Source organism: Salimicrobium album, assembly GCF_900107115.1.
GTDB lineage: Bacteria > Bacillota > Bacilli > Bacillales > Halobacillaceae > Salimicrobium > Salimicrobium album.
In genome coordinates this window covers 620,770-634,426 of record NZ_FNOS01000001.1, presented here as the reverse complement: position 1 = coordinate 634,426, position 13,657 = coordinate 620,770, and the positions used below count along the sequence as shown (strand labels likewise).

The 13,657-nt window shown below is 47.0% G+C and carries 15 protein-coding genes; 12 read left to right on the top strand and 3 right to left on the bottom strand.

All coding sequences use genetic code 11. The features are described 5' to 3' along the window. Positions 1 to 15 precede the first annotated feature (15 nt). Genes argC through BLU03_RS03145 form a run of 4 tightly spaced genes read left to right on the top strand, consistent with a single transcriptional unit; the run spans position 16 to position 4,202 of the window. Positions 16 to 1,050, top strand: a complete 1,035-nt coding sequence (argC, locus tag BLU03_RS03160; protein ID WP_076569051.1) for an N-acetyl-gamma-glutamyl-phosphate reductase — start codon at positions 16 to 18, stop codon at positions 1,048 to 1,050. Positions 1,051 to 1,076: 26 nt separating this feature from the next. Then, entirely contained in the window at positions 1,077 to 2,294 is a 1,218-nt protein-coding gene (argJ, locus tag BLU03_RS03155) for a bifunctional glutamate N-acetyltransferase/amino-acid acetyltransferase ArgJ (RefSeq protein ID WP_008592242.1), read from the top strand. Then, complete coding sequence (gene argB / locus BLU03_RS03150) at positions 2,257 to 3,063, top strand: acetylglutamate kinase (RefSeq protein WP_093105524.1); 807 nt, start codon at positions 2,257 to 2,259, stop codon at positions 3,061 to 3,063. The genes argJ and argB overlap by 38 nt, the downstream gene beginning before the upstream one ends. Then, positions 3,015 to 4,202, top strand: a complete 1,188-nt coding sequence (locus BLU03_RS03145; protein ID WP_093105522.1) for an acetylornithine transaminase — start codon at positions 3,015 to 3,017, stop codon at positions 4,200 to 4,202. The genes argB and BLU03_RS03145 overlap by 49 nt, the downstream gene beginning before the upstream one ends. A gap of 74 nt (positions 4,203 to 4,276) precedes the next feature. Here the strand turns inward: BLU03_RS03145 and BLU03_RS03140 are convergent, their stop codons facing one another. Both BLU03_RS03140 and BLU03_RS03135 read right to left on the bottom strand, forming a co-directional pair. Continuing rightward, a complete protein-coding gene (locus BLU03_RS03140) occupies positions 4,277 to 5,374 on the bottom strand; it encodes an ABC transporter ATP-binding protein (RefSeq protein WP_008592246.1) in 1,098 nt (365 codons plus the stop codon). Positions 5,375 to 5,491: 117 nt separating this feature from the next. Beyond that, a complete protein-coding gene (locus BLU03_RS03135) occupies positions 5,492 to 6,370 on the bottom strand; it encodes a PucR family transcriptional regulator (protein WP_008592247.1) in 879 nt (292 codons plus the stop codon). Positions 6,371 to 6,456: 86 nt separating this feature from the next. On the opposite strand from BLU03_RS03135, the gene BLU03_RS03130 reads away from it, so the two are divergent. From BLU03_RS03130 to BLU03_RS03115, 4 genes are all read left to right on the top strand, one after another. Further along, positions 6,457 to 6,738, top strand: a complete 282-nt coding sequence (locus BLU03_RS03130) for a metal-sensitive transcriptional regulator (RefSeq protein WP_093105519.1) — start codon at positions 6,457 to 6,459, stop codon at positions 6,736 to 6,738. 167 nt (positions 6,739 to 6,905) lie between these two features. After that, positions 6,906 to 8,045: a DUF445 domain-containing protein gene (locus BLU03_RS03125; protein ID WP_093105517.1), complete on the top strand. Its 1,140-nt coding sequence runs from the start codon at positions 6,906 to 6,908 to the stop codon at positions 8,043 to 8,045. Between the two features lie 72 nt (positions 8,046 to 8,117). After that, positions 8,118 to 8,477: a YlbF family regulator gene (locus BLU03_RS03120; RefSeq protein WP_008592250.1), complete on the top strand. Its 360-nt coding sequence runs from the start codon at positions 8,118 to 8,120 to the stop codon at positions 8,475 to 8,477. A gap of 131 nt (positions 8,478 to 8,608) precedes the next feature. Further along, positions 8,609 to 9,376, top strand: a complete 768-nt coding sequence (locus tag BLU03_RS03115) for an enoyl-CoA hydratase (protein WP_093105514.1) — start codon at positions 8,609 to 8,611, stop codon at positions 9,374 to 9,376. A gap of 90 nt (positions 9,377 to 9,466) precedes the next feature. Here BLU03_RS03115 and BLU03_RS03110 read toward each other — a convergent pair whose 3' ends face one another. Beyond that, positions 9,467 to 9,652, bottom strand: a complete 186-nt coding sequence (locus tag BLU03_RS03110) for a YhzD family protein (RefSeq protein ID WP_093105512.1) — start codon at positions 9,650 to 9,652, stop codon at positions 9,467 to 9,469. A gap of 114 nt (positions 9,653 to 9,766) precedes the next feature. Here BLU03_RS03110 and BLU03_RS03105 point away from each other — a divergent pair, with 114 nt between their 5' ends. The 4 genes from BLU03_RS03105 (at position 9,767) to yhaM (ending at position 13,558) form a co-directional block, all read left to right on the top strand. Then, positions 9,767 to 10,663, top strand: coding sequence for an ABC transporter ATP-binding protein (locus BLU03_RS03105; RefSeq protein ID WP_093105509.1), 897 nt, complete (start codon positions 9,767 to 9,769; stop codon positions 10,661 to 10,663). Beyond that, positions 10,656 to 11,885, top strand: coding sequence for an ABC transporter permease (locus BLU03_RS03100; protein ID WP_008592259.1), 1,230 nt, complete (start codon positions 10,656 to 10,658; stop codon positions 11,883 to 11,885). The genes BLU03_RS03105 and BLU03_RS03100 overlap by 8 nt, the downstream gene beginning before the upstream one ends. 160 nt (positions 11,886 to 12,045) lie before the next feature. Next, entirely contained in the window at positions 12,046 to 12,618 is a 573-nt protein-coding gene (locus BLU03_RS03095) for a GbsR/MarR family transcriptional regulator (protein WP_008592260.1), read from the top strand. Further along, entirely contained in the window at positions 12,611 to 13,558 is a 948-nt protein-coding gene (gene yhaM, locus BLU03_RS03090) for a 3'-5' exoribonuclease YhaM (protein WP_093105506.1), read from the top strand. Before BLU03_RS03095 ends, yhaM begins: the two co-directional genes overlap by 8 nt. Positions 13,559 to 13,657 lie beyond the last annotated feature (99 nt).

The following is a 13,657-nucleotide window of genomic DNA, read 5'->3' as shown; positions in this document are numbered from 1 at the left end:
AGGGGGAATTACAGCTTGGTACACGCAGGTATCGCCGGAGCTACCGGCTATGGTGGCGTAGAATTGTTCCGGCTTCTGGCCAATCATAAGGATATAAAAAACATAAGTCTTTATTCTTCTTCGGAGGCAGGTTCTCCGTACGCTTCTTTAATGCCTCAGCTGTCCGAGTGGTTCAGTGATGAGCTTAAACCTATAGAAACGGAACGGATGAAAGAGGAACTGGATGTACTGTTTCTCGCTACACCCGCAGGAGTATCGAGAGACCTGACGCCTTTGTTCCAGGGCAGCGGGGTAAAGGTGATTGATTTGTCGGGGGACTTACGTTTGCAGAACCCGGCGGATTATGAAAAGTGGTATAAAAAAACTCCTGCTCCCGGACAGTTACTCGACGAAGCTGTGTACGGTCTGCCGGAAACGAATGGCGAAAAGATAAGGGAGGCGGATATTCTAGCTAACCCCGGGTGCTATCCTACAGCGGTGCTTCTTGGGCTCGCCCCTCTAGCCGATATCGGGTTGCTGGAGAAAAAATCTCTCATTATAGATGCTAAATCCGGTATTTCGGGAGCAGGAAAGTCTCCGAACGAAAAGACAATTTATACGAATACAGAAGAGAACTTCAGAGTTTACAAAGTGAATGAACACCAGCACATACCTGAAATTGAGCAGCAGCTTAAGAGATGGAGCGGGAGATCGGAGGCAGTTTCGTTCACTCCCCATCTCGTACCCATGACGAGAGGTATTATGGCGACGATGTATGTCGATGTCTCATTACATGAACATCCGGAATCGTGGATGGATCTTTACAGAACTTTTTATGCAAACAGTCCTTTCGTTCGGGTCAGGGATGAATTCCCGGCAACGAAAGATGTGTACGGCTCAAACTTCTGTGATATGCATGTGGAACTGGACGAGAGGACAGGTCGGTTAACGATAGTGTCCGTTATAGATAACCTCGTTAAAGGAGCTTCGGGTCAGGCGATACAAAACATGAATATTATGCTCGGATTCGAAGAGACGAGAGGTTTGAAGTTGTTTCCTTTATATCCATAAATAAAAAATAGAAAGGAGTTGGGAGGTTGATCGATACAGCGTTAAACGTAGAAAAGATAGAAAATGGAACAGTAGCCACGCCAAAAGGGTTCACAGCCGGAGGAGCCCATACAGGTTTAAGAAAAACGAGAAAAGACATGGGGGTGATTGTCAGTGATGTGCCGGCTGTCAGTACCGCCGTTTACACCCGGAGTCACTTTCAGGCTGCGCCATTACAGGTGACGAGAGAAAGTCTGGAAGATGGCATGCTTCAGGCAGTAGTCGTGAACAGTGCAGTAGCGAACGCCTGTACAGGTGCCCGGGGAGTGGCCAATGCGTTTCAGATGAGACGGTGGCTGGCAGAACGTCACGGCCTTCCGGAATCTTCGGTAGCCGTCTCTTCCACCGGTGTCATCGGGAAACAGCTGCCTATGGATATTATTAAAAAGGGCTGTTTTGAAGTAGACCCGGATTCGGAAGGAGGGGAAGACTTCGCTTCCTCGATTCTCACTACTGATAAGAAGACGAAATCTGTCTGTTATCGGGTGAAAATCGGGGAAAGCGTAGTAACTGTAGCCGGGACCTCGAAAGGCTCCGGAATGATCCATCCGAATATGGCGACGATGCTCGGGTTTTTGACGACGGACGCAGCTGTCGATCCGGAAGATTTCGACCGGCTTTTAAAATCTACTGTCAATCACTCCTTCAATCAGATTACCGTGGATGGGGAAACTTCGACAAATGACATGGTGCTGGCCATGGCGAACGGAGCGGCTAATAATGAAATTCTTCACGAAGGTCATGAAGACTGGGAACTTTTCGCAGGAGTCTTTTCGGAAGTCTGCTGTGACCTTGCTAAAAAAATAGCAGCAGACGGAGAGGGGGCGACCAAACTGGTGGAGGTTACCGTGAACGGCGCGGCAAGTGTGGGAGAAGCAAGAGAAGTAGCTAAAAAAATCGTAGGTTCCAGTCTCGTCAAAACGGCCATATATGGAGAAGATGGAAATTGGGGGCGGATTATCGGTGCGATGGGCCACAGCAGAGCGAGTTTCGATTCCGGAAAGTGTACCGTGGCGGTCGGGTCCTGTACCGTTTTTGAAAATGGGGAGGGCGTCGACTTTTCAGAGGAAGAAGTAGCTTCCTATCTGTCCCGGGATGAGGTGAAGATCACTGTAGATCTTTGCGCCGGTGACGCTTCCGGAACAGCATGGGGGTGTGACCTGACGTATGACTATGTCAAAATCAATGCCAGTTACCGGACATAAACCCCTCCTCGTCCTGAAAATAGGCGGCAGTATGATCGAGGAACTGGAAAGTATTTTTCTTAAGAGTGTAGAAGAACTCAGGGATCGGTATCAATTTGTAATTGTTCACGGCGCAGGCCCCTCTATCTCCTCCGAACTGAAGGAACGAAAAATCGACGCTCCTTTCATACACGGACTGAGGAGGACGACGAAACCGGCTATGGAAGTTGTGGAAACAGTATTGGGAGAAGTGAAAAACCGGGAACTGGCAGACAGGTTTACGGAGGAAGGAATGAAGGCAGTGGGCATAAGAGGTTGTGATGATGTGATTTCTGCTGAATTTCTGGACTTTTCTTCCTACGGGTACGTAGGGGGGACACCCCGTATTGAAACGGGACTTCTGAAGGAAACTCTCGAAAGGTCCTTCCTTCCTGTTGTTTCTCCTCTTGCGCAGACAGAAAATGGGGAAATTGTGAACGTGAATGCCGACACCGCAGCTGCAGGAATTGCAAAAGCACTGAAAGCAGACAAACTTATTTTTGTAACGGATGTACCCGGGGTAATGGAGGAGGGCAGGATAATTCCGCACCTTTCCTCAGCAGACATCAGGCAGCTCATTGAAAAAGAGACGATTTATGGAGGAATGATACCTAAAGTGAGAGCGGCGGAAGAAGCGTTATCCGAAACATTGCGGGAAGCGGTGATTGTCAGCGGGAAAGAACCTATGTCAATAAACGGGGAATGGAAAGGCACATTCATTACAAAAGAGGGAAAGGGGATGTTTCTGTGAGTCTGTTTCCGACTTATCCGCGTCTGCCGGTAACTCTGACGGATGCGGAAGGAACGATCGTAAGAGATGATAATAATAATGAATATCTTGATTTCACCTCCGGTATTGGGGTGAATAATCTTGGTCACCGTCCGGTTGCAGTACAAAGGGCGATTGAAGAGCAGATGAACCGGCTGTGGCATGTATCGAATATTTTTCCGGTTCCGGCTCAGGTGGAAGCGGCGGAAATTTTGACAGCACACTCTTCCATGGATGCCGTTTTTTTCTGCAATAGTGGAGCAGAAGCGAATGAAGCAGCCATTAAGCTGGCCAGAAAACATACAGGCAAAGATAAAGTAGTAACATTCGGTCAGTCTTTCCACGGGCGCAGCTTTGCTACAATGGCGGCTACCGGACAGGAAAAGGTCAGGCAGGGGTTTGGCCGTATGCTCGAGCCTTTTGACTATGCAGTGTGGAATGATAAAGAAAGTGTGGAAAGGAACATAGACGGAACTACAGCAGCATGTATGCTTGAGATTGTTCAGGGAGAAGGAGGAGTCCGTCCGGCAGAGCAGAGTTTTCTGGAATTCGTTCAGGAAGTATGCAGATCACGGGGAGTGCTTCTTATCATTGATGAGATCCAGACGGGAGCCGGACGTACAGGAGAACTGTTCGCTTATGAGACAATGGGGCTCGATCCTGATATCATTACATCGGCTAAAGGGCTCGGCAGCGGTTTTCCGGTGGGAGCGATGCTGGGGAAGGCTTTTTTGAAGGATGATTTTGGTCCGGGAAGTCACGGGTCCACCTTTGGAGGGAACCCCCTCAGCGCCACGGCAGCCAGAGCTACTCTGGAAGAGATACTTAAAGAAGGATTTCTCAATGATGTAAAAGAAAAAGGGAAGTACATGAAAGAACAGCTGACCAAAATGGTTGCCGATATCGACGGAGTAAAAGAGGTGCGTGGACTCGGGCTCATGATAGGGGTCGAATGGGAGTATGAAGTAAAACCGATTATCGATGAGTTGCGGACCGAGGGCGTGCTCGTACTTCCGGCAGGTCCGGACGTGATACGTTTGCTTCCTCCCCTTACCGTGACGACGGCCCAGATTGATGCAGCACTTCGCATTCTGGACGAAGTATTTCACAGAAAAGCGTAGTGACGGATAAGAATTCTATAAAAAACAACAGCGCGCCCTGTCGTATTGGGGCAAAAAGCGCTGTTGTTAAGTGATTATCTGATGCGAAGCTCTGATTCCTTATCGAAGAAGTGAGCTTTATTCATATCCATGGCGATTTCTATAGTATCTCCACCTTTGACGTCGGAGCGGGAGTCCACCCGCGCCACGAATTCCTGATTACCTATTCTCGAGTAAAGATAGGACTCCGCTCCCATCAGTTCGGCAACTTCGATGTAAGCCTTGATTTTTTTATCACTGTTACTGTCGATAAAGAGCTGTTCGTCATGGAGTTCCTCCGGACGTATGCCGAGTACGACTTCTTTACCGACGTATCCCTGTTCGCGCAGTGTCTTCATCTTCCCTTCCGGAACGGCTACTTTCGCCTCATCGATTTCTATATGGTCCTCACCCAGTTTTCCGGTAAAGAAGTTCATCGCAGGAGAGCCGATGAACCCGCCGACAAACATGTTCTCCGGCCGGTCGTATACATCTTTCGGGGCTCCGACCTGCTGGATAACACCATCTTTCATAACTACCAGTCTGGTTGCCATCGTCATAGCCTCCGTCTGGTCATGCGTTACGTAAATAGTGGTCGTCTGCAGGCGCTGATGGAGCTTTTGGATTTCGGCACGCATTTGTACACGAAGTTTGGCGTCCAGGTTGGAGAGCGGTTCATCCATGAGGAAAACTTTCGCATCCCGGACGATAGCGCGCCCGAGAGCCACACGCTGGCGCTGACCGCCGGAGAGTGCTTTCGGTTTACGGTCGAGAAGAGATTCGAGCCCAAGAATGTCCGCAGCCCGTTTAACCCGTTCCTGGATCTCTTTTTTATCCATTTTACGAAGTTTCAGTCCGAATGCCATATTATCGTAAACGTTCATGTGCGGATAAAGGGCATAGTTCTGGAAAACCATTGCAATGTCCCGGTCTTTCGGTGCCACATCATTCATACGATTTTCATCAATCATAAAATCCCCGTCAGTAATGTCCTCTAGTCCTGCGATCATACGCAGAGTCGTCGACTTCCCGCACCCGGAGGGACCGACGAATACCACAAATTCCTTATCATTGATATGTAAATTAAAATCCTGTACGGCATGCACATTTCCGTCATAAACTTTTTGGATATTGTTCAAATTGATCTCAGCCATTATCATTACCCCCGTCATTTGAAATCGTTTTCTTTATAAGGACCAGTCTATCTCATCCGTACAATAAAGAAAACGGTTAACGTGCACAGGAAAATCAACGGCGTTTTGTGCACGTTGTCAGTAGCGTATGTAAAGAATAGAGAGATAAACGAGGACGCCTGCGTCGAACTGCCTGATGTCCATTCCGGTAAGTTCCGTGAATTTATCGATACGGTATTGCAGGCTGTTGCGGTGCATATATAACGTTTTGGCAGCGGCTGATGCATTCGCTCCGTGTTCAAGAAACACTTTGACGGTATCCAGAAGTTCCCCGTCGGATTCAGTGCCTTTCAGGAAATTGGATGCAAGGATTTCTCTGTTCTCTTCTTTTAAACTATCCATATAAAGATAAAGAGCCGTATTCAGAGGTGTGGCGAGTGCTCCCGGGAGATAGCGGGAGGCTGTTTCGGCCATCGTTTGAGAGAAGGTGAAATGGGTATGGACCGACCGGAACTCTTCATAGAATTCACTTACATAGAAACGGATTTTCATATCGAAGTCACTCATAAGTACATCCATCACTTCGTCGAAAGCGATGGTTTCCACCGGTCTCTCTGTCTGCTCCTCAATGATTACCCCGCCCCTTCCATCTGTCCAGATGATGGAAACAGGGAACGGAAAGAGCGCCTGGAAAGCTTCGTGGAGAGATTCCTGATCCACGGAATGAGGAGCGGTAAAGAAAATGAAGCGATAACGGTGAGGAGGCGTCTGGAAAGTTGCTTCTTCCCGCTGGAAAAGCAGACGTCTCCACTGGTCTTCCCTTAAAGAGATTCCCCGGTCGGCTTTCGGGAAAAGTTCAAGCAGGAGAGTATGCTCACGTTCCGGAACTTCTTCCCGCTTGAGGCCCACCGTCCCTTCGTCCGTATCGAACCAGTAATAGGAATCGTATGCGTGTACGGACACTTCTTCCGGTGTTGTATAATTGGAGTAAAGCTGTTTCAGCTGAGCTGCTTTCATAAAACATATCCTTTCTTTTGTATAATCCCGAGTGATGTAGTAGTATTAAAAGAAAATACCAGATTAGCAAGAGGAGGGGCTCCTTCATGGAAGATATAGAGAAGAAAAGTGAATATAATCAGGATGTGAAAAATCGCCTCAAAAGAGTGGAAGGGCAAATACGCGGCATTTTAAAAATGATGGATGAAGGAAAAGAATGTAAAGATGTTGTAACACAGCTATCTGCTGCCCGGTCGGCGATGGATCGTTCCCTAGCATATATTGTAGCAAAAAATTTGGAAACATGTATTCGTGATGCAGAGAACGAAGGAGAAAGTGCAGACGAAGTAATAGGCGAAGCTATACAAATGCTCGTGAAGAGCCGCTGAAACGCGCCGGTGTCCCGGTGCGTTTTTTTGGTTAAGAGGAACAAAACAGGGGCGTCCTTCCGTGGCTCGGCACACTTGGCATACCTTCGGGTCCCGCGAACTGATTGCACGTTTTTTACCGATTCGCTTATACTGAAAGAAACATAACCGGAAATGAGGATAATTATATGGATCCGATACTGTTTACAATTATGATGATCGGAATTGGAGCAATGATCGGGGGAATGACGAACTCTCTCGCCATACGTATGTTGTTTCGTCCCTATCGTCCTGTATATATAGGCAAATTTCAAATACCGTTCACTCCGGGACTTATTCCCAAACGGCAAAGTGAACTGGCAAAACAACTGGGTGAAATGGTGGTGGAACACCTGGTGACTCCGAGCGGGCTCAGGAATAAGCTTTTGAACGAGACATTCAGGGAAACACTGCTAAGGGGAACCAGAAAAGAAGTGAACCGTTTCCTCGATTCAAAAATCACTCTGGGAGAACTCATTTCTCCCATGGCCCCGGAACTTACGAAAGAAAACGTGCACGGAGAACTTGAAAAACAGCTGGAGAAAACTATCAGCGGGTGGCTGGACAGAAGAAAAGACGTAAAAATAAAAGATATTGTGCCGGGAGAATGGGAAGAGAGGGGGATATTTCTTACAAAACGCGCAAGCATCTATGTACAGAGGAAAATAGCTTCGTATCTTGAAAGCCCGGACGGACGATATCGTGTAAAGGCTCTTATCAACGATTATTTTGAAAAACACGGGATGTTCGGCCAGCTCATGTCTTCTATTTTCAGCAGCAGAAACATAAGCGAACGGCTGCATGGCACTATGGTGAGATATGCAAACAAAGAAGAGACCAGACAGTGGATTGAAGACGTGATGGTGGAGGAGTATAAACACCTGATTGCTTTGAAAGTGGAAGATATTGAACAACACATCAGGCGTGAGGAGATAATCGCCTCTTTCTCCGGAGCGTTAAGCAGTCTCGTGCCTCTGGAGAGATACTGGGATAAACCGCTCTCCGAGATTTCGGCCCCTGTGCGGGAGAGGATTACGGAAGATGGAGTGGCTTTTGTCGTTCCGAAAGCGATCGATTTTCTTTCGGTACAGATGGAAAGTGTCATTAAACATTTGCATCTGGAAGATATCGTGAAGGAACAGGTGGAAGCTTTCGAGGTATCACGCCTTGAAGATCTGGTGCTCGGAATTTCACGTCGCGAGTTCAAGATGATCACTTATCTCGGAGCTATGTTAGGGGGATTTGTAGGCCTTCTTCAAAGTGGTATCGTACTCCTCCTTGGAATATAAGTTTTTGCCTATACAGACGGAAACTCGTTTGTTATAGTAGGAAAAGAGTCAAATTTAGGAGGTTATTTTTCAATGGCTAATATTTATGATAATGCATATGAACTGGAAAAAGCACTACGTAACAGTGAAGAATTTACAGCACTTAAAGACGCTTATGACAAAGTGATGAGCGATGAATCTTCTAAACAGATGTTCGAAGATTTCCGTCAGACGCAAATGACGCTTCAACAGAAGCAGATGCAGGGAGAAGAAATCTCCGAAGAAGAAGTGGAAAAAGCGCAGAGCGTTGTACAACTTGTACAGCAGCATCCTGATATTTCCAAGCTGATGGAAGAAGAGCAGCGTTTGAACACGGTCATCAATGAGGTAAGCCAGATCATTACGAAACCTCTTGAGGATCTTTACGGTACCCAGGATCAGGAAGAACAGTAAAAAGTCGCCTTCGGGCGGCTTTTTTTTTATGCCAAGAAAAGGGTGCGTATATTGTTAAAAGGAAAGTCGGAATTTTCGTCGAAATGTATAATACAGGAAGGTATGTAAAGAATTAAAAAGGGGGAAACACATTGAATTATTTCCGTTTAGAACAGCACGACTCTTTTGTACACGTTCAATTGGCACGTCCCGACAAATACAATGCATTGAATGCACCGATGCTTAAGGAGTTCAGGGAAGTGCTAGAGGAAGTGAGAGGATACGAAGCGGATCTGGTTCTGATATCCGGCGAAGGTCCCGGATTCTGTGCCGGAGGCGACATTTCGATGATGAAAGAGTTTTCGGATGAGGAAAAATACAGCGCACTGATGAATGACATCGAAGCGATTGTTAAAGAAATCTATACGATGCCTAAAATAGTCGTTGCTGCCGTGCACGGCTCTGCTGTAGGACTCGGGTTGAGTATCGCCCTCAGCTGCGATTGTATTATTGCTGAAAAAAATGCAGTATTTTCGATGAATTTTATCGGGATCGGTCTGGCTCCGGACGGAGGCGGCCACTACTGGCTGAAGGAAAGGCTCGGTGTGCATCATGCGAAACAGTACGCCTGGGAGGGGGCGAAACTGTCTGGAGAAGAAGCCCAGGAACTGAAACTGGTGGATATGGTGACGGAAGAATTGATGTCCCGGGCGGAAGCCCTGATGACGAGCTGGAGCCGCAGACCTTTGAGATCGATGATTGCGACGAAGATTCTGTACCATCAGGCGGGCGTGAAGGAACTTGAGTATTATTTACAGCAGGAACGGATTAACCAGAGAAAACTGAGCGAAACGAAAGATCACAAGGAAGCCGTCCGTGCTTTCATGGAAAAAAGAAAGCCGGAGTTCACAGGTAAATAATCGGAGAGACCCCTGACAACCGTCGAATTCAAGCTCAATGATTCAAAGAAGCCTTCCCCTCGGGAACTGGGGAAGGCTTCTATATACTGATTATCTGTGAAAGAGGACGAGATGACCTTCAGGGGCTACGCAACGATGTGTCTTTTCTTCATACCCCTGTTCCGCCAATTTCTCTTTTCCGATTTCCGCAGCAGATTTATCGTCTTCCGCTTCAAACCTTTCGTCGATCAGGTTGGTGCCGTCCTGGCTGAATACTGTCAGAAAATATGTTTTCATTTATGTACCCTCCTTTTTGGATGAATGCCTATTCACATTATAGAAGTTTTTGTTTAAAAATGAAACGTTTTCACTGAAGAAACGTAATCGAAAGAAAATGAAGGAGGAGGAAATATGCTGAAACTTGACAATGTAACTAAAAAATTCGGCTCGTTTGTTGCAGTCGACAGCCTTTCCATAGAAATACCCGAAAAGCAGATGTTCGGGTTCCTCGGAGGAAATGGTGCGGGTAAAACGACAACATTCCGTATGATTCTCGGTCTTCTCGACCAGACAGAAGGGGAAATCTCCTGGAATGAAGGAGGAATCGGGTACGATCAGAGTCACCTCGTCGGTTATCTGCCGGAGGAGAGGGGGCTGTATCCGAAACTTAAAGTCGAAGATCAGCTCGTCTATCTGGCCAAACTGAGAGGGATGAATAAGCAGGACGCCCGCGGTGAAATCAACTACTGGCTGGAGCGTTTCAAAGTGCCCGATTACCGGACGAAAAAAGTGGAAGAGCTTTCGAAAGGAAATCAGCAGAAAATCCAGTTCATTTCCGCCGTGCTGCATAAGCCGAAACTGCTGATTCTGGATGAACCCTTTACGGGACTCGACCCGGTAAACGTGGAGATGCTGAAAGAAGCCGTGAAAGAGCTGAAAGAAAAGGGCACTTCCATCGTCTTCTCCTCCCACCGGATGGAGCACGTCGAAGAACTTTGTGAAAGCTTGTGTATTATGCATAAAGGAGCGCCGGTAGTGCATGGGAAATTAAAGGAAATCAAACGCTCGTTCGGAAAGAAAAATGTGCAGATCGAAGCCGACTTCGATGTTTCATTCCTGAAAGAGGAAGAGGTGGTGCTCCACTATAAAGCTGTACCGGAGGGGGCGACCTGTCAGATACATAAGGAAGAAGATGCACAGGTACTTTTCGAAGCCCTGCAGGGCAAAGGATTTGTGAGAAAATTCGAGGTGGAGGAACCGTCGCTTGAAGATATCTTCATTGAAAAGGTAGGTGAATCATATGAATAAGTTTTTTGTCATTCTATCCCATACATATACTAACAGAATTAAATCAAAGGCCTTTATCATTACTACTGCTCTTATGGTGGCTGCTATCCTGCTCATGACGAATATACAGACGGTAATGGAAGTCTTCCAGGGGGACGAGGATGAAAAATCCTCCGTAGCTCTTATTGCAGATGAACCGGAGGCGTCTGCTCTCGCTGCATCCATTCCCGGTGGAGAAATATATGAAGGAGAAGCGGAAGACGCGAAAAAGTCGGTAAGAGATGGCAAATTCGATGGGCTTCTCGTAGTCGAAAAAGGAGAAGCAGGATTGCCGGCCGGTCATTACTACACGGACGAATTCACTTCCTCCACGGATCAGGAAGTCAGGCAGGCATTACAGCAGGTCAAAATGAACGCTGCGGCGCGGCAGCAGAATATATCCGGAGAAGCACTTGCCGAAATTTCCACGCCTGTGGAATTTGAGACGACAGCACTGGAAGAGGGGGCTAAGTCCGAAGAAGAGCTGAACCAGGCCCGCGTGATCGTCTATATTATGCTGTTCGTTATGTATCTTGCTGTCATTATGTACGGAAACATCATTGCCACGGAAGTGACTACGGAAAAGTCGAGCCGGGTAATGGAAATTCTTATTTCCAGCGTATCGCCGGTCACGCAGATGTTCGGAAAAATAACAGGGGTTGCCCTGGTGGGGCTGAGTCAATTCGGGATTTTTATTCTCAGCGGTATTGTGGGTATCCGTATGAGTGACAGTTCGGAGAATTCCCTTATCCAGATGGCCGGTCTCAGCAACCCGGACTGGGGCATCATCACTTATGCAGTCATTTATTTTCTGCTCGGCTACTTCCTGTATGCCACACTGGCCGCGGTGCTCGGTTCACTCGTAAGCCGGGTGGAAGATGCCCAACAGACGGTGACACCGATGATGATGCTGGTGGTCGTAGCGTTCTTTTTTGCGATATCCGCCCTCAGCAACCCGAACGCTTTTTATATAGCGGCGGCTTCCTATATCCCTTTTTTCACTCCCTTCGTCATGTTCACGAGAATAGGAGTGGGAGAAATGCCGGTATGGGAAGTGGTTCTGTCGTTCGGCGTTCTCGTCGGCGCAATCATACTGCTCGGAGTTATCGGTGCCAGAATTTATCGGGGAGGTGTACTTATGTACAGCAGCTCCTCGCTATGGAAAAACACGAAAGAAGCGCTGCAGCTTTCCAAAAAAGAATGAAGAACATGTTTCCCTGCCTCCCGGGCAGGGAATTTGTTATATAGCTGAATACGTTTGATAAGCAGGTGAACTAAAAGATAAAAAGGGATAGAGCTTTTTAAGAAAATATTTGATAGAATAGATGGATGTTAATTTTGAATCAGACGGGAGGGATCCTCCAGTGGAAAATAAAGAATGGCAGCAGTATGAAGAAACGAAAGAAAAGTTTATTCAGGTGATCGCTAAAAATATGAACCTTTACGGGGTTACTCCATCTATCGGACGTCTTTATGGAGTTTTGTATTTTGCCGAGAAACCTATGACGCTCGATGACATGAGAGAAGCGCTATCCATGAGCAAAACGAGCATGTCTACAGGAGTGAAAGTACTATCTGATATGAAAATGGTAGAACCTGCTTTTAAAAAAGGGATGCGCAAAGATCTGTATAAGTCTGAAGAAGACTGGTACAAATCCTTCACTTCTCTTTTTGCTAGTAAATGGAAGAAAGATGTAGAAACGAACATAGAAGAAGCGGATGAAGCCATCGAAGAGTTCCGGAATCTGCAGCAGAACACGGAAGATTTACTGTTAAGGGAACGACTCGAAGACGATATATACAAGTTGCAGTATGCGAAAAACTACTATGAATGGCTGATGAACTTTATTCGTGTTGTGGAATCCGGGGAAATCTTCCGGTATGTTCCCAAAGTGGAGCAGAAACCTGTCAGGAGAGAGGGGGTTTCCTATGAGTAAGGGAATTGCTCATTATCAGGTAGGGGAGACGTTCGACGATTTCCTGCTCATCACCTCGGCGAATAAAAGTATCGCCAGTAACGGTAAACCGTTTTTAGCCCTGCTTTTACGTGACCGTACCGGGGAAATCGACGCCCGGTTGTGGGGCGCAAAAAAAGAAGATGAGACGTTGTTTAAAAAAGGTGTATTAGTGAAGGTATCCGGGGAGATAAGTCAATTCAGAAATAAGCCCCAATTGAAAATTCAGCACATACGTCAGGCGCTGGAGGAAGACGGAAGAGAAGTGAAACAATTCGTGGAGGAAGCGCCGGTGAGTGTGGAGTGGCTTGAAGATCAGATCAAAGAATTCATGTTCGAAATGACCAACGCTAATCTTCAGCGGCTCACCCGCTACTTCGTAAAAGAGTACAACGAAGAACTTTTCACATATCCTGCCGCTACGAGGAACCACCATAACTACGTTTCAGGCCTTGCTCACCATGTTGTCACCATGCTCCGCCTAGCCAGGGAAATCGGTGGAATTTACCCGGAAGTAAACAAGGATTTACTGTACGCCGGAATTATCGTACATGATCTAGGTAAAATAAGAGAGCTTTCGGACCCTGATTCACCCGAGTATACGATTGAAGGCCGTTTGCTCGGGCACATTTCCATAATGGTCGAGGAAATCCAGCATGCGGCCTCGGAACTTCATATCGAAGGGGAGGAAGTGATGGCGCTGAAGCATCTTGTACTGAGTCATCACGGTAAAGGTGAATGGGGCAGCCCGAAACCACCTTACATTCGCGAAGCAGAAATTCTGCACCAGATCGATATGCTGGACTCCCGCATACAAATGATGAACACCTCCCTGCAAAAGACAAAGCCAGGCAGCTTTACGGAGAGGATTTATTCGCTGGAGCAGCGCTCTTTTTACAAACCCCTGTTTGAAATGGAGTGAGAACCACACCTCCCCTGCCTGCAGTTTTACAGAAGTCTATTAATAATAAATTTATGTACAAATAAATAAAACAAGCCGGGGGATTGGATAAATCCCCCA

Bases quoted from the DNA above. Each gene is read 5' to 3' on its own strand.
- yhaM (WP_093105506.1), top strand. From the start codon at position 12,611: ATGAGTAAGGGAATTGCTCATTATCAGGTAGGGGAGACGTTCGACGAT.
- BLU03_RS03140 (WP_008592246.1), bottom strand. From the start codon at position 5,374: ATGGCTGAGATCAATTTGAACAATATCCAAAAAGTTTATGACGGAAAT.
- BLU03_RS03120 (WP_008592250.1), top strand. From the start codon at position 8,118: ATGGCTAATATTTATGATAATGCATATGAACTGGAAAAAGCACTACGT.
- BLU03_RS03110 (WP_093105512.1), bottom strand. From the start codon at position 9,652: ATGAAAACATATTTTCTGACAGTATTCAGCCAGGACGGCACCAACCTG.
- BLU03_RS03135 (WP_008592247.1), bottom strand. From the start codon at position 6,370: ATGAAAGCAGCTCAGCTGAAACAGCTTTACTCCAATTATACAACACCG.
- argB (WP_093105524.1), top strand. From the start codon at position 2,257: ATGACTATGTCAAAATCAATGCCAGTTACCGGACATAAACCCCTCCTC.
- BLU03_RS03105 (WP_093105509.1), top strand. From the start codon at position 9,767: ATGCTGAAACTTGACAATGTAACTAAAAAATTCGGCTCGTTTGTTGCA.
- BLU03_RS03100 (WP_008592259.1), top strand. From the start codon at position 10,656: ATGAATAAGTTTTTTGTCATTCTATCCCATACATATACTAACAGAATT.
- BLU03_RS03130 (WP_093105519.1), top strand. From the start codon at position 6,457: ATGGAAGATATAGAGAAGAAAAGTGAATATAATCAGGATGTGAAAAAT.
- BLU03_RS03125 (WP_093105517.1), top strand. From the start codon at position 6,906: ATGGATCCGATACTGTTTACAATTATGATGATCGGAATTGGAGCAATG.
- BLU03_RS03145 (WP_093105522.1), top strand. From the start codon at position 3,015: ATGGAAAGGCACATTCATTACAAAAGAGGGAAAGGGGATGTTTCTGTG.